21 protein-coding genes are annotated in these 21,332 nt (G+C 65.4%); 13 read left to right on the top strand and 8 right to left on the bottom strand.

Annotated elements, in window-relative coordinates; translation table 11 throughout:
• Nucleotides 1-42: 42 nt before the first annotated feature.
• Nucleotides 43-654: a hypothetical protein gene (locus tag A5779_RS12005; protein WP_064882075.1), complete on the bottom strand. Its 612-nt coding sequence runs from the start codon at nucleotides 652-654 to the stop codon at nucleotides 43-45.
• A 188-nt stretch (nucleotides 655-842) separates the two neighbouring features.
• Here A5779_RS12005 and A5779_RS12000 point away from each other — a divergent pair, with 188 nt between their 5' ends.
• Nucleotides 843-1,277: a MarR family winged helix-turn-helix transcriptional regulator gene (locus tag A5779_RS12000; protein ID WP_082941657.1), complete on the top strand. Its 435-nt coding sequence runs from the start codon at nucleotides 843-845 to the stop codon at nucleotides 1,275-1,277.
• A 17-nt stretch (nucleotides 1,278-1,294) separates the two neighbouring features.
• Here the strand turns inward: A5779_RS12000 and A5779_RS11995 are convergent, their stop codons facing one another.
• The 3 genes from A5779_RS11995 to A5779_RS11985 are packed head-to-tail and all read right to left on the bottom strand — an operon-like array spanning nucleotide 1,295 to nucleotide 4,973.
• Nucleotides 1,295-2,989 (bottom strand): nitric oxide reductase activation protein NorD, encoded by a 1,695-nt coding sequence (locus A5779_RS11995; RefSeq protein ID WP_064882072.1) that lies wholly within the window; start codon nucleotides 2,987-2,989, stop codon nucleotides 1,295-1,297.
• Nucleotides 2,986-3,810 (bottom strand): CbbQ/NirQ/NorQ/GpvN family protein, encoded by an 825-nt coding sequence (locus tag A5779_RS11990; RefSeq protein WP_064882070.1) that lies wholly within the window; start codon nucleotides 3,808-3,810, stop codon nucleotides 2,986-2,988. The genes A5779_RS11995 and A5779_RS11990 overlap by 4 nt, the downstream gene beginning before the upstream one ends.
• Nucleotides 3,807-4,973, bottom strand: coding sequence for a spirocyclase AveC family protein (locus A5779_RS11985; RefSeq protein WP_064882177.1), 1,167 nt, complete (start codon nucleotides 4,971-4,973; stop codon nucleotides 3,807-3,809). Before A5779_RS11985 ends, A5779_RS11990 begins: the two co-directional genes overlap by 4 nt.
• Before the next feature lie 124 nt (nucleotides 4,974-5,097).
• On the opposite strand from A5779_RS11985, the gene A5779_RS11980 reads away from it, so the two are divergent.
• Nucleotides 5,098-5,700 carry a TetR/AcrR family transcriptional regulator gene (locus tag A5779_RS11980; RefSeq protein WP_064882068.1) on the top strand — a complete coding sequence of 201 codons (603 nt, stop codon included), beginning with the start codon at nucleotides 5,098-5,100 and terminating at the stop codon, nucleotides 5,698-5,700.
• On the opposite strand, the gene A5779_RS33850 is transcribed toward A5779_RS11980, so the two are convergent.
• Nucleotides 5,697-6,317, bottom strand: a complete 621-nt coding sequence (locus tag A5779_RS33850) for a TetR/AcrR family transcriptional regulator (protein WP_064882066.1) — start codon at nucleotides 6,315-6,317, stop codon at nucleotides 5,697-5,699. The two genes, A5779_RS11980 and A5779_RS33850, sit on opposite strands and share 4 nt — an antisense overlap.
• Before the next feature lie 64 nt (nucleotides 6,318-6,381).
• Between A5779_RS33850 and A5779_RS11970 the strand changes: the two genes are divergently transcribed.
• Together A5779_RS11970 and A5779_RS11965 are read left to right on the top strand one after the other, a co-directional pair.
• On the top strand, nucleotides 6,382-8,412 hold the full coding sequence (locus tag A5779_RS11970; protein ID WP_236734746.1) for a molybdopterin-containing oxidoreductase family protein: 2,031 nt from the start codon (nucleotides 6,382-6,384) through the stop codon (nucleotides 8,410-8,412).
• Nucleotides 8,409-9,443 (top strand): NAD(P)H-dependent amine dehydrogenase family protein, encoded by a 1,035-nt coding sequence (locus tag A5779_RS11965; RefSeq protein WP_064882064.1) that lies wholly within the window; start codon nucleotides 8,409-8,411, stop codon nucleotides 9,441-9,443. The genes A5779_RS11970 and A5779_RS11965 overlap by 4 nt, the downstream gene beginning before the upstream one ends.
• A 5-nt stretch (nucleotides 9,444-9,448) precedes the next feature.
• Here A5779_RS11965 and A5779_RS11960 read toward each other — a convergent pair whose 3' ends face one another.
• Both A5779_RS11960 and A5779_RS11955 read right to left on the bottom strand, forming a co-directional pair.
• Nucleotides 9,449-10,591: an amidohydrolase family protein gene (locus tag A5779_RS11960; RefSeq protein WP_064882173.1), complete on the bottom strand. Its 1,143-nt coding sequence runs from the start codon at nucleotides 10,589-10,591 to the stop codon at nucleotides 9,449-9,451.
• Nucleotides 10,592-10,607: 16 nt separating this feature from the next.
• Nucleotides 10,608-12,068: an aldehyde dehydrogenase gene (locus tag A5779_RS11955; protein WP_165609139.1), complete on the bottom strand. Its 1,461-nt coding sequence runs from the start codon at nucleotides 12,066-12,068 to the stop codon at nucleotides 10,608-10,610.
• A 146-nt stretch (nucleotides 12,069-12,214) separates the two neighbouring features.
• Here A5779_RS11955 and A5779_RS11950 point away from each other — a divergent pair, with 146 nt between their 5' ends.
• The 4 genes from A5779_RS11950 (at nucleotide 12,215) to A5779_RS11935 (ending at nucleotide 15,594) form a co-directional block, all read left to right on the top strand.
• Entirely contained in the window at nucleotides 12,215-13,480 is a 1,266-nt protein-coding gene (locus tag A5779_RS11950; RefSeq protein WP_064882062.1) for an aromatic ring-hydroxylating oxygenase subunit alpha, read from the top strand.
• A 4-nt stretch (nucleotides 13,481-13,484) separates the two neighbouring features.
• Nucleotides 13,485-13,814 carry a hypothetical protein gene (locus A5779_RS11945; protein ID WP_064882060.1) on the top strand — a complete coding sequence of 110 codons (330 nt, stop codon included), beginning with the start codon at nucleotides 13,485-13,487 and terminating at the stop codon, nucleotides 13,812-13,814.
• A gap of 14 nt (nucleotides 13,815-13,828) precedes the next feature.
• A complete protein-coding gene (locus tag A5779_RS11940) occupies nucleotides 13,829-15,073 on the top strand; it encodes a metal-dependent hydrolase family protein (RefSeq protein WP_064882168.1) in 1,245 nt (414 codons plus the stop codon).
• Nucleotides 15,074-15,141: 68 nt separating this feature from the next.
• Nucleotides 15,142-15,594, top strand: a complete 453-nt coding sequence (locus tag A5779_RS11935; protein ID WP_064882058.1) for a MarR family winged helix-turn-helix transcriptional regulator — start codon at nucleotides 15,142-15,144, stop codon at nucleotides 15,592-15,594.
• Nucleotides 15,595-15,622: 28 nt separating this feature from the next.
• Here the strand turns inward: A5779_RS11935 and A5779_RS11930 are convergent, their stop codons facing one another.
• Complete coding sequence (locus tag A5779_RS11930) at nucleotides 15,623-16,720, bottom strand: fatty acid desaturase family protein (RefSeq protein ID WP_064882056.1); 1,098 nt, start codon at nucleotides 16,718-16,720, stop codon at nucleotides 15,623-15,625.
• A gap of 232 nt (nucleotides 16,721-16,952) precedes the next feature.
• Between A5779_RS11930 and A5779_RS11925 the strand changes: the two genes are divergently transcribed.
• From A5779_RS11925 to A5779_RS11905, 5 genes are read left to right on the top strand one after another with little or no spacing between them, the layout of a single operon-like run.
• The gene (locus tag A5779_RS11925) at nucleotides 16,953-18,017 is read left to right on the top strand and encodes a ferredoxin--NADP reductase (RefSeq protein WP_064882054.1); all 1,065 of its coding nucleotides are present in this window, start codon (nucleotides 16,953-16,955) and stop codon (nucleotides 18,015-18,017) included.
• Nucleotides 18,010-18,768 carry an SDR family NAD(P)-dependent oxidoreductase gene (locus A5779_RS11920; protein WP_174554221.1) on the top strand — a complete coding sequence of 253 codons (759 nt, stop codon included), beginning with the start codon at nucleotides 18,010-18,012 and terminating at the stop codon, nucleotides 18,766-18,768. Before A5779_RS11925 ends, A5779_RS11920 begins: the two co-directional genes overlap by 8 nt.
• Nucleotides 18,769-18,824: 56 nt before the next feature.
• Entirely contained in the window at nucleotides 18,825-20,093 is a 1,269-nt protein-coding gene (locus A5779_RS11915; RefSeq protein WP_064882050.1) for an aromatic ring-hydroxylating oxygenase subunit alpha, read from the top strand.
• 2 nt (nucleotides 20,094-20,095) lie between these two features.
• On the top strand, nucleotides 20,096-20,449 hold the full coding sequence (locus tag A5779_RS11910; protein ID WP_064882048.1) for a hypothetical protein: 354 nt from the start codon (nucleotides 20,096-20,098) through the stop codon (nucleotides 20,447-20,449).
• A 29-nt stretch (nucleotides 20,450-20,478) separates the two neighbouring features.
• A complete protein-coding gene (locus tag A5779_RS11905) occupies nucleotides 20,479-21,324 on the top strand; it encodes a TauD/TfdA dioxygenase family protein (protein ID WP_064882046.1) in 846 nt (281 codons plus the stop codon).
• Nucleotides 21,325-21,332 lie beyond the last annotated feature (8 nt).

The following is a 21,332-nucleotide window of genomic DNA, read 5'->3' as shown; positions in this document are numbered from 1 at the left end:
TCAGCCGAAATTGCGTCACAAACCGTAGTCTCGGCGGCGATTTCAGCTTTCGGCCAGCGCCCCGTGCAGAGCCTTCTTCGCCTCGGTGATCGCCGCGAGCAGGTTCGTCCGAACCTCACCGAGCTTGGCCTTCTGCTCGTCGGTCCCCGTGAACGCGATGGTGCGGGCCAGGCCCGCCACCTCGTGCAGGCCGGCACGGATCTTGATGACGTCGGCGAACTTTCCCACCTTGCCCAACAGCGCGTGCGCGGTCTCGCTGGTGACACCACGCCAGGCCAGCAGCTGGGTGCCGAATTCGGTCAGAGTGGCGACCCCGTCGGAGACGGTGACCACACCGCGGCCGGCCAGTCCTGAGATGGCCAGTTCGACGATGTCCAGCGGCGGGGTCAAGGCGCCGCCGGTGGCCTCGGTGGTGCGCTCGACGATCTGCTCGGCCGTGGCCGGCCCGTCGAGCAGCAGAGCCGCGGTGCCGATCGCCGCACGCTTGAGCGCGAAACCCGGGCCGAAACCCTTACCGAACCCACCGCCGCCGAAACCTCCGCCGAAGCCGCCCGCGCCGAACGCTCCCGGACCGAAACCGCCCTGTCCTTCATGGCCGCAGCCGCCGCCGAATCCCGCCGGACCCCAGCCGCCACCAAATCCTCCAAAACCCATGTCACACATCCTTTTCCAGGTTTAAGCCGGACCGCAGGAGTGCGGTCCAACAGGTGTATCAAGTTCCTTGATACGCTCGAGTCGGGGCCAATTCAATGAGATCTGGCTGAGAACTGGTTGAGCTGTGGGCGAAACGGCGCGGTCGATCCGGATGGCCGGCGGGGTCGGCGCATGTGAAGATGCCAGCTATGACTGCCTCGGACGGGGAGCCGCTGGGATATCTGCTGCACCGAGTGGCCGCGACACTGCGCCCGGAGGTCGCCGCAGTTCTCGCCCCGATCGGACTCGGACTGGCGGAGTTCGTGTGCCTCCGGATCATCTCGCTGAATCCCGGGCTCACCAGCGCCGAACTGGCCCGCTTCACCAATGTCAGCGCGCAGGCGACCAATCAGTTACTGCACCGACTGGAAGCCGCGGGCGCTGTTCACCGACCCGATACCGCGGCGGCAGGTAAAGCACTGCCCACCGAACTCACAGCGTCCGGCCGGGCGTTGCTCACCCGTGCCGAGGAGGCCGTGCACACCGCCGATCAGCGGGTACTCGACCGGCTGACACCCTCCGAACAGCGACAACTCAAGACGTTGTTACGCAAAGCCGGACGCGACGACAATGCGTGGTGTTGATCAACTCCTCACGCCCGTCACCGTGGCTTCGGAGCAGCCAGTTCTGCCAGTGCGGACAAGAACAACTCATCCATCCGCGGGCTCAGCTCCGACAACGTAGCGGCCCCGGCGTGACTGGCCGACCCGAAGACCCGATCGAGCGCGTCAGGATCGGCAGGTGCGCCGATGGACAGGCACAGGCAGGCCACGCCGTCGGCCCGCAGTTCTTCGAGGGCCTTGGCGGCATCGGCCTGGGCATATCGTCCCTCGTAGCCGTCGTCGTACGGATACCCGTCGGACAGTACGAGCAGCAGCCGGTGTGGCGTTCCCGCTTTGGTTTTGAGGATCTCACCAGCTCCACGGATTCCGGCGCCCAGGCGGGTGTAGCCGAAGGGCTGAAGCTGGCTGAGCCGGGACCGCTCGGCGGCGCCGAAGCGTTGACCGAAGGTCTTGACGGCGAGCAGGTGCACCGCGCGGCGGCCCTGCGAACGAAAACCGTAGACGGCCACGCGATCACCGAGTTCCTCTAGCGTCGCAGCAAGCGTCGCAGCGGCGCGTCGTTGGTGCTCATGGACGGCAAGGCCTTCGCCGTCGGCGTCGGTCGCCGATCCCGATGCGTCGACGAGGATGAGCACACCGAGATTGCGCGCGAGTCGACGGCGCTCGGTGTACACATGCTCGGGCGGTGAATGGCCTGAGCGCAGATCGACGAACAGGTCGATCATGGCCTCGATGTCCACGTCGTCACCGTCGGCGCGGGCGCGTAACACTTTGGTTCCGAGGCCGACTCGTGCCAGCCTGCGTCGCAGCACGGCGTCGCGCGCCACGCGAACGGCCGAGACATCCGCCGGGACGGTGATCGGATAGTCGATCACGCGGCACCAGTTCTCCCGATACCGGTCGCCGAAAACGTTCCATTCCGGATACAGGGCGCCGCCGACAGTGAGAGCCGAGCCAGGCCTGCCGGCACCGATGAAGTGGATCGGGGTCGGTGCCGGCCGCGCATTCACCCCGGCGTGCGAAGTCCGTCGTATCGAGCCGACCCCCACTTCAGCCCCGGCGCCCTCACCTCCGGGCGAGCGAGAGCTGCCGAAGAGCGTGCGCAAGAACTTCGCGGGCGCCTGCATACCGAGCGGAGCCTCGAAAAGTTTGAGAATCCAGCTCTTCTCGGACGGTCCGTCGTCGTCATCGTCGTCATCGTCGTCATCGATTTCCGACGCGTCGGGATGCTCGGTGATCATCGGGACATCGGTATCGGTCGCCGGAGAGCCAGATTCGCCGCGGCCGCGGATCAATTTGGTCGGTTTGATCGTCCCGAACCAATCGGGAGTCGCGTCTAGTTCGGTTCTGCCCAGGGCGATCTGCAGCGATTCCTCGCAACTGGCCGACTGTACCGCCGGGGCGGGGGCGACCGATGCCGCCAGTGCGATCCGCGGGCCGAGTTCGGCCAGGACACGATAGCCTTCGAGCCCCAGATAGCGGCGCGCAACCGACGGCCGCGCCCGCAGTCGCCTGACGTACTGACCATCGAGGCTTCCGGCTCCGAGGAGTGCGCTCTGGACCAGCACCTCGCGGCGCTGCCGGTCCCGATCGGCGTTCGCCGACACGAAGACGACCCGCCCGTCGGTGTACGCGGGCTCGTCCGTGTGGCCCACGGCCACCTCGATCGGGCGCCCGGCGAGGAAACCGGCCAGAAACCGGAAGTGATGCGGTTCCGGGAGGCCGGTGCTCACTGCGGCAGCAGGACTGCGTCAACCAGTTCCCCGAGGCTCCGGATGATGTCGCGATCGTCGGACAGCACCTCCACCACCGCGGACTGGACAGCATCGCGCAGGTTGAGTCCTTCGGCGGCAAGACCACCGGCGAGAATCAGCATGCGGGTCGAGGCCACCTCGCTCAGCGCCGAGCCGTCGAGACGCCGGATGGCGTTTCCGAGGACGACCAGCGATGCCGCGGTGGATGAGTCGATTCCAGCCTCGGAGGCGACGATCTCGGTCTCGACCTCAGCTGTCGGGAAGTCGAGGCTGATCGCCACGAAGCGTTGCCGGGTCGAGTCTTTGAGGCTCTTCAGGATGCTCTGGTAACCGGGGTTGTAGGAGATCACCAGTTGAAAGCCGGGCGCCGCGGACAAGGTGGTGCCCAGCCGGTCGATGGGCAGCTCGCGCCGGTGGTCGGCGAGCGGATGGATGACCACCGTTGTGTCCTGACGCGCCTCCACGATCTCGTCGAGATAGCAGATGGCGCCGGCGCGCACCGCTCTGGTCAACGGGCCGTCCACCCAGACGGTTTCGCCGCCCTTGAGCAGGAAGCGCCCCACCAGATCCGCAGATGTCATGTCCTCGTGGCCGGCGACGGTGATGAGTTCGCGACCGAGTTCGTGAGCCATCGCCTCGACGAAACGGGTCTTGCCACACCCGGTGGGGCCTTTGAGGAGCACCGGCGCGCCGCGGCGGGCGGCCGCCCGGAAGGTCTCCACCTCCCGGCCCGCGGCACGATAGAACGGCGGCCGTGTCCCTGATTCGGCGGACGGCCGAAACTTGCTGACCGTCGTCACTTTTCGGGCCTTTGGATCGGCACCACGGGCGGGATGCTCACCCCATCCGGCAGCACCAGTTCGCCTTCGTGGTTCACATACCCCGAGTGCTTGGTCGGCAGCGGCAGATCAGGATTCGGACACGGCCGGTCGGTTCCCTCGCCGCAGATCCCGGGGTTGAAGTACGAGCGCTTCTGGACATCTTCGGGCCACGCATCTCCGTGCATGCCCAGCCAGGTCGCGGGAACGTTGTAGAAGAGGAAGAAGCACGCGCTGACACCACCGAAGATGGCGAGGAAGCGGACGAACTGCTGTTTCACGAACCCGCCGCGGACCCGGTCGATCCCCCGTTCGACCACGGTGCGGCCACGGTCATCGGTGAAGAAGCGCAGGCAGACCAGCGCCGTCTGGACACCGCCCCACATCAGCCCCTCGTAGATCGGCCACTGGTAGTAGGTGCCGGCGTTGAACGACAAGGACTGGATGGCACCGGGATAGGAGTAGAACCCGATCGGCAACATGATCAGGGCCTCCATGACGAAGTCGAAGACAAAGGCGATCGCATAGGTGACCAAGACCAGCCGCAGATTGCTGATCCCAGGCCAACGGTTCTTGATCTTTCGCATGATCGCGCAGCCGACGATGGTGAGCAGCAAGACACCGTACGCATAGCCGGGGATGTTGGTCAGCAGCGGTTCGGGCACCGTGTGGCCCGGTTCCTCGTGTGCCACCCAGCCCGGAATGTACGGCGCCCACGACCCCTGGTTGAACAGCCAGGCGTTGTACGTGCACCAGGTGCTGTAGTAGTTGAGCATCGGATCCTGGAACATCATCAGGCCCATCGACACGAGCAGCATGCCGTCGAGCGTGATGCGCCGCTCACGCATCCAAGGCCGAATAATGAAGAACCACAAGGCAAACGGCAGACCCACCCAGAGCACCACAGCATTGGCCATCAGCGGGATCTTCATATACATCGGTGGCTCGCTCGGGCCACCCGACACCGGCTCGAAGTAGGGGCCGGTCACCCACCGGGTGAACACATACAACGTCACCAGCAGAAAAACACCGCCGACGGTCGCCCAGATTCTGTACGCATTCGACGACGGCGGACCTTGCTTCTCGAGTTCGGCGACGCCGCCGATCGATTCGGTGACAGCAGGCTTCTTGGACAGATCACTCATGTTCGGATTCCCCTTGGCGATCGTGGAGCAGCCGGTGGTGCCAGGCCCGGCCAACGGGTGCAAATATACTCATGGGTATCTGAGATTCCAATAGGTCACTCAGATTCTGTGGCAGAATTCTGCCATGGCGGAGCGCTGGACCCGAGAACGCAGACTGGAGCACACCCGCTCAGTACTGCTCGACGCCGCCGAAGAGGTATTTGCCGAAAAAGGTTTCGCGCCAGCCACACTGGATGACATTGCGCGAGCCGCCGGTTACACCAAGGGCGCCATCTACAAGCACTTCACGACCAAGGAAGACCTGTTCCTGGCCGTGAGTGACCGCTACTGGCGGCGCTACTTCGACAATTTCGCCGAGGTGATGTCGAGCGCGAAACAGGTCGGCACGCGTGAACGCGACGAGATCGCAAAGCGCTGGAGGCAATTGAGCCAAGATCGCGGTGCCGAGCACGCCGCCTTGGGGCATGAGTTCACGCTCTACCTCCGGCGAAACCCGGAGTCACGGGACCGCGTCGCCGCCAAGCGTTCGGAGGTAGTCGACGCGCTGGCAAAGTTCATCGTCAACGGCATCGAGCAATTCGGCGGCACCCTGCTGATACCGCCGAAGACGTTCGCCCAAGTTCTCATCGCCACCAGCGACTCGGTGGTCCTGGGCAGCGAACTCGACGATGTCGACCTCTACCGGCCCATGGTCGAGATGTACGTATCGGCGATCAAATTGCCCTAGGACTCGGCAGCGCGCCGATCAGCCTGCCACTGCACTGAACCCAGTCCGGTCAGCAGCGAGCTGACCGCGTCGACGATCAGATCGTCGTCGAGCGGGTCGATCATCCGATTGGTGGCCATCGTGGCCAGTCCGTGCACGGTGGCAAAAATCAGAGTGCCCACCCGGCGCACGTCACCGGCCGCCAATTCCCCGGTGTCCTGACCCCTTTCGACAAGATTTCGCACCGGGGCGAATGCGGCGTCACGCGCGTCGGTCAAGGCGTCGGAAGCATCCGCGAGATAGCGACTGCTCGCCATCAGATCGAGCAGCGCCGGGTTGTCGCCGGCGAATCGAATATAGGTGTTGGCAACGTTTTTCAGCCCATCGACGACCGAATGTCCAGGCTGCACCGCATCTTCCAGCGCCCGGTGTAGCCGATGAAATCCATCGGCGACGAGCGCCTCCAGCAGTGCCGCCTTGTCCTCGAAATGCCGGCGGGGCGCACCATGACTGACCCCGACCGCGCGCGCCAGTTCGCGCAGGGAAAGCCCGTCGACACCCGACACGCGCAGCGTCTGGCCGGCCTGCGCCAGCAAGGCCGCCCTGAGATCGCCGTGGTGGTAGCGGCCGGTCGACATGCCAGGAACCCTAGCAAGAATGTTGCCATTGACAGCATTGTTGCCACTGACTACATTCCGTTCGGTGACCTGGATCACGGGACCCGACCCGTCGGCGACCACGACGCGCGACGCGGTGCGGACGGTCAAGAGCTTCTGCCGTATCTGCACGTCGGTGTGCGGGATCCTCATCGACGTCGAGGGCGACACCGTGACCCGGGTTCGCGGCGATCGGGACCACCCGCTGTCGAAGGGTTACGCATGCCCGAAGGGCCGCGCGTTACCGCAGATGCACCACCATCCCGACCGGATCGAACGGCCGCAGATGCGGATCGACGGCAGGCTGCAGGACACCTCCTGGACAACGTGTCTCGATGATCTCGGTGCTCGCCTCGAAGGCATCATCGACCGCCACGGGCCCGCATCGGTCGGCATCTTCTTCGGAACGGGTGTCGGCATGGACGCCACCGGAACCCGGGTGGCCGAGGCGTTGCATGCCGCCATCGGCACCCCGGCCCGGTTCAGCCCACTGACGATCGACGGCACCGCCAAGCCGTTGATCTCGGATCTGGTGGGCGGATTCGTGGGACTGTCCGGCCGGCCCGACTACGACAATGCCGACTTCGTGGTTTTCATCGGCACCAATCCCGTGATCTCGCACGGCCATGCCATCGCCGTGCCCAATCCGACCGGCACGGTGCGCGATATCGCCAACCGCGGCCAGGTGTGGGTCATCGATCCACGCCGGACCGAGACCGCGCGGCTGGCAACTGGCCACCTGGCACCGCGCCCCGGCACCGACCATGCGGTGCTGGCCTACCTCGTACGCGAAATCCTGTTACGTGGAATCGATCCCGATGTGCGGGTCCAGGGCTGCGATCGGCTGGCCGTCGCGGTTGAACCGTTCACGCTCGAGCGCACCGCCGAACTGTCCGACCTCCCCCCCGAGCAGCTGCGCGGTTTCCGGCAGGCTGTGCTGGCCGCACGAAGGATCGCGATCGAAACGGGCACCGGAGTCACCATGACCGCGGACAAGGCCAACGTCACCCAGTGGCTCGCCTGGGTCATCATGATCCTCACCCGCTCGATGAACCGGCCCGGCGGATTCTGGTTTCATCCCGGCTTCTCCTATCAGCTCGAGATGTTCGAACTCCCGATCTCCCCGCCGGACGGATCGTTCGGTCCGGGCCCGCGCAGCCGGCCCGAGACACAGTCGTTCATGAACGAATGGCCCTGTGCGACACTGCCCGACGAGATCGAGGCGGGCAACATCCGCGCGTTGATCAACCTCGGCGGCAGCCTGCTCACCTCGTTCCCGAACACCACCGCGCTCAGACCGGCGCTGGCGAAGCTGGAGGTGCTGGCCACCACCGAGATCATCGCCAACGAAACGGTGGCGATGTCGACCCACGTATTGCCGACCAAGGATCAGTTGGAACGTCCGGACATCACGATCTGGGATGCGCTCAGTTCGCGGGTGTCCGCCCAGCACACGCCGGCCGCGGTGCCCGCCGTCGGGGACCGCCGATCAATGTGGTGGTTTCTGGCCGAACTCGGGCGACGACTCGGCCACGACATCGCCGATCCCGGCCAGCCTGATGACACAGTGCTCGCCGGGTTGACGGCGGCGGCCCGCTGCGACTTCGAGGAGCTGGCTGCGACCGGCTGGGTGGATGCCGGCCGCGAACTGCCCGCGCCCTGGGTGGACCGGCACATCGAGCGGATGGGCGGATGGCGGGTGGCACCACGGCTTCTCGTTGACCGGTTGGCGCAACTGAAGGATCCGGCGGCACTGGTGCTGATCCCCCGTCGACAGATGCGACGGCTCAACGCGCAGCTGGACTTTCTCGGCGATACCGCCGACGTGCTGATCAACCCCGATGACGGGGCCGCCGCCGGCGTCGTCGACGGCGCGGCCGTGACGGTACGTAACGCCCACGGACAGATGACCGGGGTCGCGAAACTCGATCCAGGGATCCGACGCGGCGCAGTCTCGGTGCCGCATGGCCATGTGGAGGCAAATGTGAACGAACTGACCGACAAGGACGACATCGACGTGGTGACCGGCATGGTGCGCTACTCCGGTGTGCCCGTCGGCCTGCACACGGTCCGATGAGCGCCGACCTGAAGGTGGTGCAGTGGGCCACCGGGAACATCGGTCTCAAGGCCCTGCGAGAGGTCATCACCCATCCCGCGATGACCCTGGTTGGCGTCCACGTCTACGGCGCGGACAAGATCGGGCGCGACGCAGGTGAGTTGTGCGGCGTGGCACCGATCGGCGTGCGGGCCACCGGCGGCATCGAGGACGTGCTGGCACTGTCCCCCGACTGTGTGCTCTACATGCCGCGCACGTTCGACGTCGACGATGTGTGCCGGCTGCTGGAGTCGGGCATCAACGTGGTGGCGACCTGCGGCCAGTTCCATCACCCCGCGAGCATGGACCCACACCTGCGGGACCGGGTGGAAGCCGCCGGTCAGGCCGGAAGGGCATCGGCGCACAGCACGGGCAGCAGTCCCGGGTTCATCTCCGAGGCACTTCCGCTGGTACTCACCTCGATCGAGCGCCGACTCGATGGCCTCGTGATCGAGGAGAACGCCGACCTGTCCAAGCGAGACTCCCCCGAGCTGCTATTCGATCTGATGGGATTCGGCCGCGACCTGGCGCCCTTCGACCAGTTCCGCGCCGACTATCTGGCAGCCAGTTTCGGTCCCTCGCTGCGTCTGCTGGCCGATGCGGTCGGACTGCCGCTGGAGCAGGTGACCGCACGTGGCGAATTGGCCGCCACGCCAAGGGAAGTCCACATCGCCGCCGGCACCCTCAAGGCTGGAACCGTTGCCGCACAACGCATCACCATCGCGGGAAGACGTGGCGGAAAGGATCTGCTGGCCTTCCGCGCCACCTGGTACTGCACCACCGACCTCGAGCCGGCCTGGGAGGTTCGGGAAACCGGCTGGCATGTCTCAGTGGCCGGCGACGCGCCACTGGAAGTCACCCTGCGGATGCCGATACCCCTGGAGCGGATGGCCGAGACCACACCGGGATACACCGCGAACCGCGCGGTGAACGTCGTCGCCGCGGTATGTGCAGCGGCTCCGGGCATACGATCGACGCTCGACCTGCCGCCCGTGGTGACGAAGTTCGCCTGAACGTCCTAGAAGACCCGAACCTGCCCCTCGAGCACCGGAACAGTCTCGGGCAGCTTGTAGGTTTCGATGCCATTGCGGAACATGATGGGCTCGCGGGCATGTTCGGGCAGATGCTTGACCAGCCAGCGGGGATCGTCGAACGTCCAGTGCGGGTAATCGCTGGAGAACAGCAGGATCTTCTCGCACTCCATCCACTCGAATGCCCGGGACAGTTCGGTCTTGTCCTCGGGGTAATCCAGCGGCTGGGTGGTGAACTTGATGTGGTCCTTGACGTATTCACTGGGCTTGCGCTTGATGTCCATCCAACCCTTGCGGGCCGCGTAGATGGCATCCATCCGCCACATCAAGGGAAGGATCCAGGTGAATGCATGCTCGACGAACACGATGCGCAGCGTCGGGAACCGGTCGAAAACCCCGTCGAAGATCAGGCTCATCACCTGGTTGGCCGCCAACAGTGAGTACGTGACCATGAAGTCGTGGTTGTAGCTGGGCAACCCGACCGGAGGGAGGGGGAGTTCATCGTACTCGCCGCGGGACAGGTGGCAGCTCACGGTGATGTCGTGCTTGGTGGCCGCGGCCCAGATCGGGTCGTACTTCGGGTCACCCCACGACGGACGCGGCTCGGCCTTGATCAGGATCTGCGCCATGTAGGGATGACCGGCCCACCGCTCGATCTCCTGCGCCCCCAACTCCGGCGCTTCGACCGCCAGGCAGATGGATCCGCGCCAGCGTTCATGCCAGTTGTTGTGGCTGTCGAGCCAGTGATTGGCCTGCCAGTCGTTCAGCGCGCAGTTCATCACATGGTTGGCCTCGGGAATGTGGGCCGAGTATGCCGCTGGTTCCAGGACGGCGATATCCGCTCCGGCCTCCATGATCAGCTGCCGGAACGCGAGATCGGGGTCGCTGCCGGCGAATTCGCCGTCGGACGGGAAGGAATCGGTGCGCATGGCGTAGGCATGCGCATAGTCGGGAGCGTCGTAGTAGATCAGGTCGCCGACATCGTGGGAGTTGAAGTATCGGGACCGCCACGGCTCGGGGATGTACTGACCGAGCTCGCCCCGTCGGGGCACCGGATGCACGTCGGAATCGACGCATCGCACCGCGATGCGCTCGGCGGCAGGAATCCTGGGCGACGTAGTAGTGGTCATCGTCATTCCCTCTCGATCACCGGGTGGCCGCGACGGCGATGGACTTGGTCTCGAGGTACCCGTCGAGCCCTTCACGGCCGAGTTCGCGGCCGTAGCCGCTGTCCTTGATACCGCCGAACGGTGCAAACGGATCCATGGTGTACCCCTGGTTTACCCCGAAAGTCCCCGTTTGTACACGCTCGGCGATCCCGATTCCCCGGTCTGGATCGGCCGTCCACACCGAGCCGGCCAGTCCGTAGTCGGAGTCGTTGGCAATCGCGACGGCCTCGTCCTCGTCCCGGTATGCGATCACTGTGAGGACGGGACCGAAGATCTCTTCGCGGGCAATGCGCATCGAGTTGTCGGCGCCGGCGAACAGGGTGGGCCGGACGTACCAGCCGGTGTCCACACCGTCGGGCAGATCGGTGCCGCCGCAGACCAGCCGGGCACCCTCGCGCCCGCCGAGGTCGATGTAGTCGCGCACGCGCTGCTGTTGGCGTCGGGACACGAGTGGCCCGAGCTCGGTGGCGGGATCGGCAGGATCGCCCACGACGAGTGCGTTCATCCGGTCGGCCAGGGCGTCGACGAATTCGCGTTCCCGAGAGGCCGGGACGACGATGCGGGTCAGCGCATTGCAGATCTGGCCGCTGTTGGACAGGCTGGCCGAGCGCACCCCGGCCGCGACCGTCGCCGGGTCGGCGTCATCGAGGATGATCGCCGCCGACTTTCCACCGAGCTCGAGGCTGACCTTGGTCAGGTTGGCCGCGGCGGCGGCTGCGACGGCCCGGCCCGCGGCGCTGGAGCCGGTGAACGAGACCTTGTCGACGCCTGCATGACCGACCAGGTGCGCGCCGACGGCGGCATCCCCCTGGACGACGGAGACGACGCCCTCGGGCAGGCCGATCTCTTTGAGCATGTCGCTTAAAAGCAGTGCATCCAACGGGGATTCGGGTGCAGGCTTGAGCACCACCGCACAGCCGGCCAGCAGCGCCGGCACCAGTTTGGTGACGATCAGGAACTGCGGCATGTTCCAGGGCACGACGGCGGCGACGACGCCCACCGACTGTCTCTGGATACGTATGTCCGATCCGAAGAACCCGGTGCGGGTCTCCTGCCAGGGGTAGGTCTCGGCCAGCTCGCTGAACGCGGACATCATCATCGTCGGCAGTCCGACCTGCGCCCGTTGGGCGAAAGTGATCGGCGCACCCATCTCGGCCGAGATCAGTTGGGCCATCTCGCCGCGTCGCCCGGCGTAGACCTCGGCGAGGCGCCGCACCGCCGCGATGCGCTCCGCCGGATCGAGGCGTGGCCACGGCCCGTGGTCGATGGCCGCACGAGCGGCCGCGACGGCCGCATCCACCTCGGCGGGCCCGGCTGCCGCCACCCGGGCGATGGGTTGCTCGGTGTGCGGGGAGATCACCTCCACGGTGTCGGCAGCGTCGCCGTCGAGCGACCAGTCGGCCTCGATTCCGAGATACTCCCCAAGATGTTGATCCATCCAGACTCTCCCGCCTCAGTCGAACTCAGAGTATCAACTACTTGTCATTGATGAAACCGGCGTCTACCGTCGAGCCTGAAGCCCCTGGCCGGCATTGCAGCCCCATGTCGGCATCATCGGTCGAACCACACCTCAGAGGAGCGGGCATGGCTCGGTTTCCCAAGCCGGCTGAAGGCAGCTGGACTCAGCACTACCCGGAGCTCGGCACCGGGCCGGTGTCCTACGAAGACTCGATCAGCCCGGAGATCTATGAGCTGGAACGCAAGGCGATCTTCAAACGCGCTTGGCTGAATGTCGGCCGGGTCGAACAGCTTTCACGCAAGGGCAGCTACTTCACCCGGGAGATGAAGGCGGCCAACACCTCGATCATCGTGGTACGAGGCAAGTCCGGAGAGGTCAAGGCCTTCCACAACGTCTGCCGACACCGCGGCAACAAGCTGGTGTGGGACGACATGCCGCTGGAAGAGACCAGTGGAGTGTGCCGGCAGTTCACCTGCAAGTACCACGCCTGGCGCTACGACCTGGACGGTGAGCTGACCTTCGTCCAGCAGGAGGCAGAGTTCTTCGACCTGGACAAGAGCCGCTACGGCCTGGTTCCCGTGCACTGCGAGGTGTGGGAAGGTTTCATCTTCGTCAACTTCGCGAAGGTGCCCGAGCAGTCACTGCGCGAATTCCTGGGCCCCATGATCACCGATCTCGAAGGCTACCCGTTCGACAAGATGACCTCGAGATTCACGTATCGCTCTGAGGTGAAGGCGAATTGGAAGCTCTACATGGACGCCTTCCAGGAGTTCTACCACGCACCCATCCTGCACGCGAACCAATCCCCCACCGCTTACTCCAAGGCCGCCGCGGAGTCCGGTTTCGAGGCCCCGCACTACCGGATCGAAGGGCCGCACCGGCTGGTGAGCACGTCTGGCGTGCGCGCCTGGGAGATGCCGGACGAGATGCGCAAGCCCATGGAAGACATCTGCCAGAGCGGACTTTTCGGACCGTGGGAGAAGCCCGATCTCGGCGAGATGCCGGCCGGGCTGAACCCCGCCAAGTGCGATCCGTGGGGGCTGGACTCGTTCCAGTTGTTCCCGAACTTCGTCATCTTGTTCTGGGGACAGGGCTGGTATCTGACCTACCACTACTGGCCGACGTCGTTCAACACGCACACCTTCGAGTGCACGCTGTACTTCCCGCAGCCACGCACCCCGCGCGAGCGGTTGGGCCAGGAACTGGCCGCGGTCTCCTTCAAGGAGTACGGCCTGCAGGACGCCAACACCCTGGAAGCGACCCAGACCTCGATCGAGACCCGGGTGGTCGACGAGTTCCTGCTGTGCGATCAGGAGATCCTGCTGCGTCACCTGCACAAGGAGACGGCGTCGTGGATCGAGGACTACCAACGCAAGACCGCGGGAGTGTGAACCGATGAGCGTCAAACTGCCGGCCGAATTCGCCGACCTCGAACAATTTTCGGACTGGTGCCTGTCCAGCGAGCCGCAGCGCTACAGCAAGCGGTTGGCCAGCACCATGACCGAGATGCAGGCCTTCTACGACGCGATCACGCCGCGGGCCGAGGAGGCGATCAGCTTCTGCGACAAGTTCAGCCTCGACGCCTTGCCCGAGGACGTGCTCAACCTGATGCACCTGCTGTATTCGATGATCACAGTGTCGTTCCCGGTGGAGTGCTGGAAACAGCCACGGGTACCCGACTCCGGTGCCACATCGTTGGACTGCGTCGCCGAGCCGGTGCCGTGACCCAGACCGACAACGTGAAAACGACAGTCCTTCGCGCCGCCCGTTGGATCGACGTGGCTGCCGGCCAGGTCCACTCCCCGGCCGTCGTCGTCGTCGAGGGCAACCGCATCAAGGCCATCAACCCCGAAGAGCCACTACCGGATTCGGCCACCGTCATCGATCTGGGCGACGCCACCCTGCTGCCCGGGCTGATGGACATGGAACTCAACCTGCTGATCGGCGGTCCGGGCAACCCAGGCGGCCTGCCGACCCCGATGCACGGTGTGCAGGACGATCCGGCGTACCGGACGCTGCGCGGCGCGGTCAACGCCCGCACCACGCTGGACGCCGGGTTCACCACGGTCCGCAACCTGGGCCTGATGGTCAAGACCGGTGGCTACCTGCTCGACGTTGCGTTGCAGCGGGCCATCGACCAGGGCTGGCACCAAGGGCCGCGCATCTATCCGGCCGGCCACGCCGTCACCCCCTACGGCGGACACCTCGACCCCACGGTCTTCCAGCGGCTGGCGCCGGGCATCATGCCGCTGTCGATCGCCGAGGGCATCGCCAACGGGGTTCCAGACGTCATCGCGTGCGTGCGCTACCAGATCCGCCACGGCGCCAAGCTGATCAAGGTGTCGGCCTCCGGTGGCGTGATGTCCCACAGCACCGCGCCGGGCGCCCAGCAGTACTCCGATGCCGAGTTCGCCGCGATCGCCGACGAGGCCCATCGCGCAGGCGTCAAGGTCGCTGCCCATGCGGTCGGCGACACCGCGATCCAGGCCTGCATCCGCGCCGGCATCGACTGCATCGAACACGGATTCCTGGCCAGCGACGAGACGATCCAGATGATGGTCGACCACGGCACGTTCCTGGTGTCCACCACCTATCTCACCGATGCCATGGCCATCGACCGCATCGCCCCCGAGCTACGCAAGAAGGCACTCGAGGTGTTCCCCCGGGCAAAATCCATGCTTCCCAAGGCCATCGCCGCCGGGGTCCGGATCGCCTGCGGCACCGACGCCCCGGCCGTCCCGCACGGCGAGAACGCGAAGGAATTGTGCGCGCTCGTCGAGCGGGGCATGACCCCGATGCAGGCGTTGCAAGCCGCGACCCTGGTGGCCTCGGAGTTGGTCGATGCCGCCGACGAGCTGGGGCAGCTGGCCCCGGGCTACCTGGCCGACGTCATCGCCGTCGCGGGCGATCCCAGCGTCGACATCGCGACGACGCTCGACGTCCGGTTCGTGATGAAGGACGGCGCGATCTACAAGCACGTCTGAGCGGCTCGCCGCGAACCAGGTGACGTGCGCTAGCGTCGAAAATGACAGGCACGGCAGGAGACGAGAGCATGGACCTCACCGAGAACACCTTGTGGTGGCTCAAACAGGCGTTCTACTTCTCGCTCACCGAGGTCAACGAGTCGGTCAAGGACCACGGGGTCACCACGGCCCAGATCGGTGTCCTGCGCCAGCTGACCAATCAACCGGGTTTGTCGGGCGCCGAGTTGGCTCGTCGCCTGCTGATCACCCCGCAGGGCGTGCAGCTCGCGCTCACCGCGCTGGAGAAGCGTGGCCTGGTCGAGCGCAAACAGGATCCCCAGCACGGACGCATCCTGCAGGTCTTCCTCACCGACGAAGGCCGGGCGGTGGCCTCGGCGGTGGTCGCCGACGCCGTCGCCGCCCATGAGCGGGTGTTCGGCGTGCTCAGTGACGACGAGCAGGAGCAACTGAAGGCGCTCCTGCGTCGGGTGATCGAACAGGGGACGGGCAACACCCCTCAGTCCGATCACATCGACCCGTGACATCTCCGCCTCCCGACGAGGCGATCGCCTATTTGCGGCGTCGCCGGCCGATGCTCAGCATCCAGTCGGGAAACGCCAACCCGTGGATGATCCGCTGGGTCCGGAAGTACTGGCGCGGAAGCGACGCCGTGTTGTAGGGCAGGTCGTACTTCTCGCACAGTTCCCGTACACGAACGCTGACCTCTGGAAGGCGGTTGCTCGGCAGGTCAGGGAACAGGTGATGCTCGATCTGGTAGCACAGGTGACCGCCTGAGAACGCCAGCAGCCGGCTCGCGTTGAAGTTTGCGGTCCCGACCATCTGCCGCAGATACCACTCGCCTTTGGTCTCATCCTCGACCACCGCCGGATCGAAAGTTTCGGCGCCGTCGGGGATGTGCCCGCAGATGATGTTCACGTACACCCACAGGTTCCGGACCACATTCGCGGTGATGTTGGCAGCCAGGGTCCGACGCCACCGGCGCAGGCTCAGGGCGGGCAGGACCACGTAATCCTTGCTCAACTGGCGGGCGATCTTGCCGAAGAACTTCCGCTTTTCCACGGCGAGGCCGTCTGGCGTCTCGTGCCGCAGACGCTCGGAGTGCAGGCCGTGCAGGGCGATGCCCCATTCGAACATCGCGGCCAGCACCAGGTTTCGCACCGGTGTCGCCAAGTGGACCCAGCGCCACGGCTGGTCGGTGGTGACCCGATGCAGGCGGTAGCCGATGTCCTCGTCCATCCCGAGCACGTTGCTGTACACGTGATGCCGGTAGTTGTGCGAGTACCGCCACTGCGCGGAATGTCCGACCATGTCCCACTCCCAGGTGTTGGAGTGGATCTCGGGGTCGTTCATCCAATCCCACTGGCCATGGGAGATGTTGTGGCCGAGCTCCATGTTTTCGATGGACTTCGCATATGCCAGTGCGCACGTTCCCACCAACCATCCGGTCTTCGACCGGGTGCCGGCGATCATCAGTCGTGCCGCGACGTCGAGCGCCCGCTGGAAGTGGATGACCCGCCGGATGTAGGCCGCGTCCTGCGCCCCGAGCGACTCCTCGACGTCTCGGCGGATGACCTCGAGTTCATAGGCGATCTCTTCGACATCCTCCCTGCTGAGATGCAGGTAGGCGGGAACATCGGCGATCGCCATCAAGGTGTCCTCGGGGTGTGTGCGGCAGGTAGAGCGGCACAATCACCGCGAGCGTCAGACCGCAGCCTAGAGCCTCAGACTTACCGACAGGTAATCGAGGTGCACCGAACAGGCGAAATGGTGGTGCGGACGTATCGCCTGCGCACCTCTACGGGAGTGGGTCATGCCCCCGCACCGTCGTCGATATCTACCACTTGAGATTAATGACAAGTACTTGATATTGTTGACCGCGATGGAGACATCTACGACGACGCCCCGCACGGAATCCGCCGACGTGATCGACGCCGACGGGTTCACTCCCGTGCGGATCAAGCAGGTGATCCGGGAGACCTCCGACGCGGTATCCCTGGTACTCGACATCCCCGAGCCGGCCAGAGACCGATTCCGTTATGCGGCGGGGCAATTCATCACCATTCGGCCGAGAATCGCCGGGGCCGAACATCGCCGGTGCTACTCGATGTCCTCGTCGCCGACCGTCGATCCCGATCTGCGGATCACCGTCAAGCGTGATCGCGACGGCCTGGTCTCCAACTGGGTCAACGACACCGTGAGCATCGGCGACGAACTGCACGTCGCACCGCCCGAAGGCCGCTTCGTCCTTACTGCAGGCGAACGCAACATCGTCACCTTCGCCGGCGGCAGCGGCATCACCCCCGTGTTCTCGCTGGTGCAGTCGGCACTGGCCGCCACCACCCGCAGGACTCGACTGTTCTACGCCAACCGGAATCTCGACTCGGTGATCTTCCGGGAGGCGCTGGCCGCCCTCGTCGACAGCCACAGCGAGCACCTTCAGGTGCACCATCACCTCGACGATCTGGACGGCGTCGTCTCGCCGCAACAGATCGCCGATTTCATCGCCAACGACAGCCACGCGGCTACCGATTACTACGTCTGTGGACCCGCCCCGTTCATGGACACCGTCGAACGGGTCCTGCTCGACACCGGGATCCCCAAACAGCACGTGCATCTGGAGCGGTTCAGCGTCGCTGCGATCCCGCCGCCCGACGCGGACGAACCTGCGGTCACCGAAGAGGTGACGATCGAACTCGGCCGCAGCACCGTCACCGCGCCGTACCGCGCAGGTAACACCCTGCTTCAGACCGCGCGGCTGGCCGGCCTGAAGGCGCCGTCCTCCTGCGAAACCGGTTCGTGTGGAACCTGTATGGCTCAGGTGGTCGAGGGCAGCGCGCGCATGCTCAACAACGACGCCCTCGACGACGACGAGATTGCCGAGGGCTGGGTGGTGACGTGCCAGGCACTGCCCACCAGCCGCACAGTGAGAGTGGTCTATGAGTAAAACCAGTGTGAACAGGGTGGCCGTGGTGACCGGCGGGGCATCAGGCATGGGCGAGGCGACGTGCCACGAGTTGGGTCGGCGTGGACATCAGGTCGCCGTGCTCGACGTCAATGCCGATGCCGCCCAACGCGTCACCGACGACCTGCGATCGGCCGGCGCCACCGCCTTCGCGGTCGGCGCCGACATCACCGACCGGGCTGCGGTGGAAGAGGCCTTCGGCAAGGTGCGCAGCGAGCTCGGGCCGGTCGGCATCCTGGTGACCAGCGCGGGCATGTTCGGGTACGCCTCGTTCGCGGACATCACCGAACAGTCCTGGGCGCAGATGATCGACGTGAACCTGAGCGGGACCTTCCGCTGCTGCCAGGTGGCACTGCCGGACATGGTCGAGGCGGGGTGGGGTCGCATCGTGATGATCTCCTCGTCGAGTGCGCAGCGCGGCACCCCGTTCGCGGCCCACTACGCCGCCTCCAAAGGCGCCCTGCTGACCCTGACGAAATCGCTGGCGCGCGAGTACGCCGCGCACGGCATCACGGTCAACAACATCCCGCCATCGGGTATCGAGACCCCGATGCAGCACCACTCGCAGGCTGCGGGTTACCTGCCGCCCAACGAGACGATCGCCGCCAACATCCCGCTCGGCCGACTCGGTACCGGTGCGGATATCGCTGCCGCCGTGGGGTTCCTGTGCTCCGAGGAGGCCGGATTCATCACCGGTCAAACCCTCGGGGTGAACGGCGGCGCAGTGATGTAACGGCTCCCGAGCCGTCCGAGCAGTCCGAAATCGCACTAGTCACTACGGAGGTTCACATGGCAACCAAGTGGCCCAAGCCGGCTGAGGGCTCCTGGACCGAACACTATCCCGATCTGGGTACCGGCCCGATCCCGTTCCGGGACTCCATCTCTGAAGAGTTCTACGCTTTGGAACAGGAGGCCATCTTCAAGCGGGCCTGGCTCAACATCAGCCGGGTCGAAGAGACGCCCGAGGTCGGCAGTTTCATCACCCGGCAGATCGAGGCCGCCGAAGCGTCGCTGCTCCTGGTGAGAGACCACGACGGCGGTATCCGCGCCTTCCACAACCTGTGCCGTCGACGCGGGCACACGCTGGTGCCACCGGACTTCCGCGCCACCGAATTACGCAGTACCGGAGCCGAGTTCGAATGCCGGCACTGCGGCTGGCGTTACGGCCTGGACGGACGGCTGATATCGCTGCCCGACGCGGACCGTTTCAGCGACCTGAACCCCGATGACTACGGACTGGTGCCGGTGCACTGTGACGTCTGGGCGGGCTTCGTGTTCGTCAACTTCGACCGCGAACCGCGCCAGAGCTTGCGCGAGTTCCTCGGCCCCATGGTCACCGCGCTCGACGACTACCCGTTCGACAAACTCACCGAGCGATACGACTGGGTGGCACACAACAACAGCAACTGGAAGATCTTCGCCGACGCCTTCCAGGAGTACTACCACGTGCCCTCGCTGCACACCCAGCAGGTTCCGCCCGAGGTTCGGGATCCCAACGCCGGCTTCACCTGCGGCCACTTTCAACTCGACGGTCCGCACCGCCTCGTCTCGACGGCCGGCACCCGACGCTGGCTGCTGGCACCGGAATACATGTACCCGATCGAACGGGCCACCCAAAGCGGGCTGGTGGGTCCCTGGCGGACTCCCGACATCGGCGAACTGCCGATGCACGGACTCAACCCGGGCAACATCGATCCCTGGGGGATCAGCAACTTCCAGATCTTCCCCAACCTCGAGATCCTGATCTACGGCGGCTGGTACCTGCTCTACCGTTACTGGCCGACCTCACACAACACCCATCGGTTCGAGGCGTTCACCTATTTCCACCCGGCACGCACGGTGCGGGAACGCGTCGAGCATGAGGTAGCCGCCGTGGTGCTCAAAGAGTTCGCCCTGCAGGACGCCGGCATGCTCGGCGGCACCCAGGCCGCGCTCGAGTACGACGTCATCGACGACTACCCGCTCAACGATCAGGAGATCCTGGTACGGCACCTGCACAAGATGGCGGTCGACTGGGTCGAGGCCTATCAGCGCGACCGAGCACCGGCAGGAGTGTGAGCATGGCCTCCACAACCTCCACGGATTCCCCGCGACTCCCCAGCGCCTTCGCCGAACTCGAGCCCTACGCCGAAATCTGGTGCCTGCCAACGGAGACCGAACGGTGGGATCGTCGCCTCGCCAGCACCATGCCGGAGATGCACCAGTTCTACGACGCTTTCTTCCCGCGCGTCGAAGAGGCGATCGAGTACTGCGACAAGTTTCCGCTCGACGACGTTCCCGACGATGCGCTCAACCTGCTGCACCTGGTCTATTCGCTGATCATGGTCGCCATGTCGGTGGAGATCATGCACCAACCAGCTCCGACCGATTCCGCCGACGCCGTGATGATCCGCACCGGCGAGCCACGGCCGTAACACCACCGAACCCTGAAAGGACGCACCCGATGAGTGTGTTGACCATCAACAAGCTGACCACTTCGGTGGGCGCCGAGGTTGTCGGCGTCGACCCCGAACGCCTGGGAACCGACGACAGCCTGGGAGCCGCGGTGCTCGACGCCCTGGAGGACAACGGGGTGCTGGTCTTCCACAACCTGCATCTGGATCCCGAAGCCCAAGTGGCTTTCTCGCAGCGCCTCGGCGAGATCGACCGCTCGGCAGATGGCCATCACCCGGTCTCGGGTATCTACCCGATCACGCTGGACAAGACGAAGAACAAGGCCGCCGAATACCTCAAGGCGACGTTCGACTGGCATATCGACGGTTGCACCCCCATGCACGACGAATGCCCGCAGAAGGCGACGGTGCTGTCAGCCCTGGAGGTCGCTGCCCGGGGAGGTGAAACCGAGTTCGCCAACACCTATGCGGCCTACGACTCGCTCGATGAGGCCGAGAAGGAGCGCTATCGCGGGTTGCGGGTGGTCCACTCCCTGGAAGCGTCGCAGCGGCGGGTCTATCCGGATCCGACACCCGATCAGCTGAGCCGTTGGCAGGCCCGACCTACCCACGAGAACCCGCTGGTGTGGACGCACCGCAACGGGCGAAAGTCGTTGGTACTGGGCGCTTCGGCGGACTACATCGTCGGGATGGACCGCGACGAGGGCCGGGCCCTGCTCGCTGAGCTCCTCGCCCACGCCACCACCACAGACAAGGTGTACAGCCACAAGTGGTCGGTCGGTGACACCGTCATCTGGGACAACCAGGGTGTCCTGCACCGGGCCGCGCCGTACGAACCCAACTCACCCCGGCACATGCTGCGGACCACGGTGTTGGGAGACGAGCCGATCCGGTAGCTCACTCA

Origin of the sequence: Mycolicibacterium peregrinum (genome assembly GCF_001665625.1) — a bacterium.
Taxonomy (GTDB): domain Bacteria; phylum Actinomycetota; class Actinomycetes; order Mycobacteriales; family Mycobacteriaceae; genus Mycobacterium; species Mycobacterium peregrinum_B.
The sequence above is the reverse complement of the archived record's forward strand: the minus strand, read 5'-3'. Positions and strand labels throughout refer to the sequence as shown.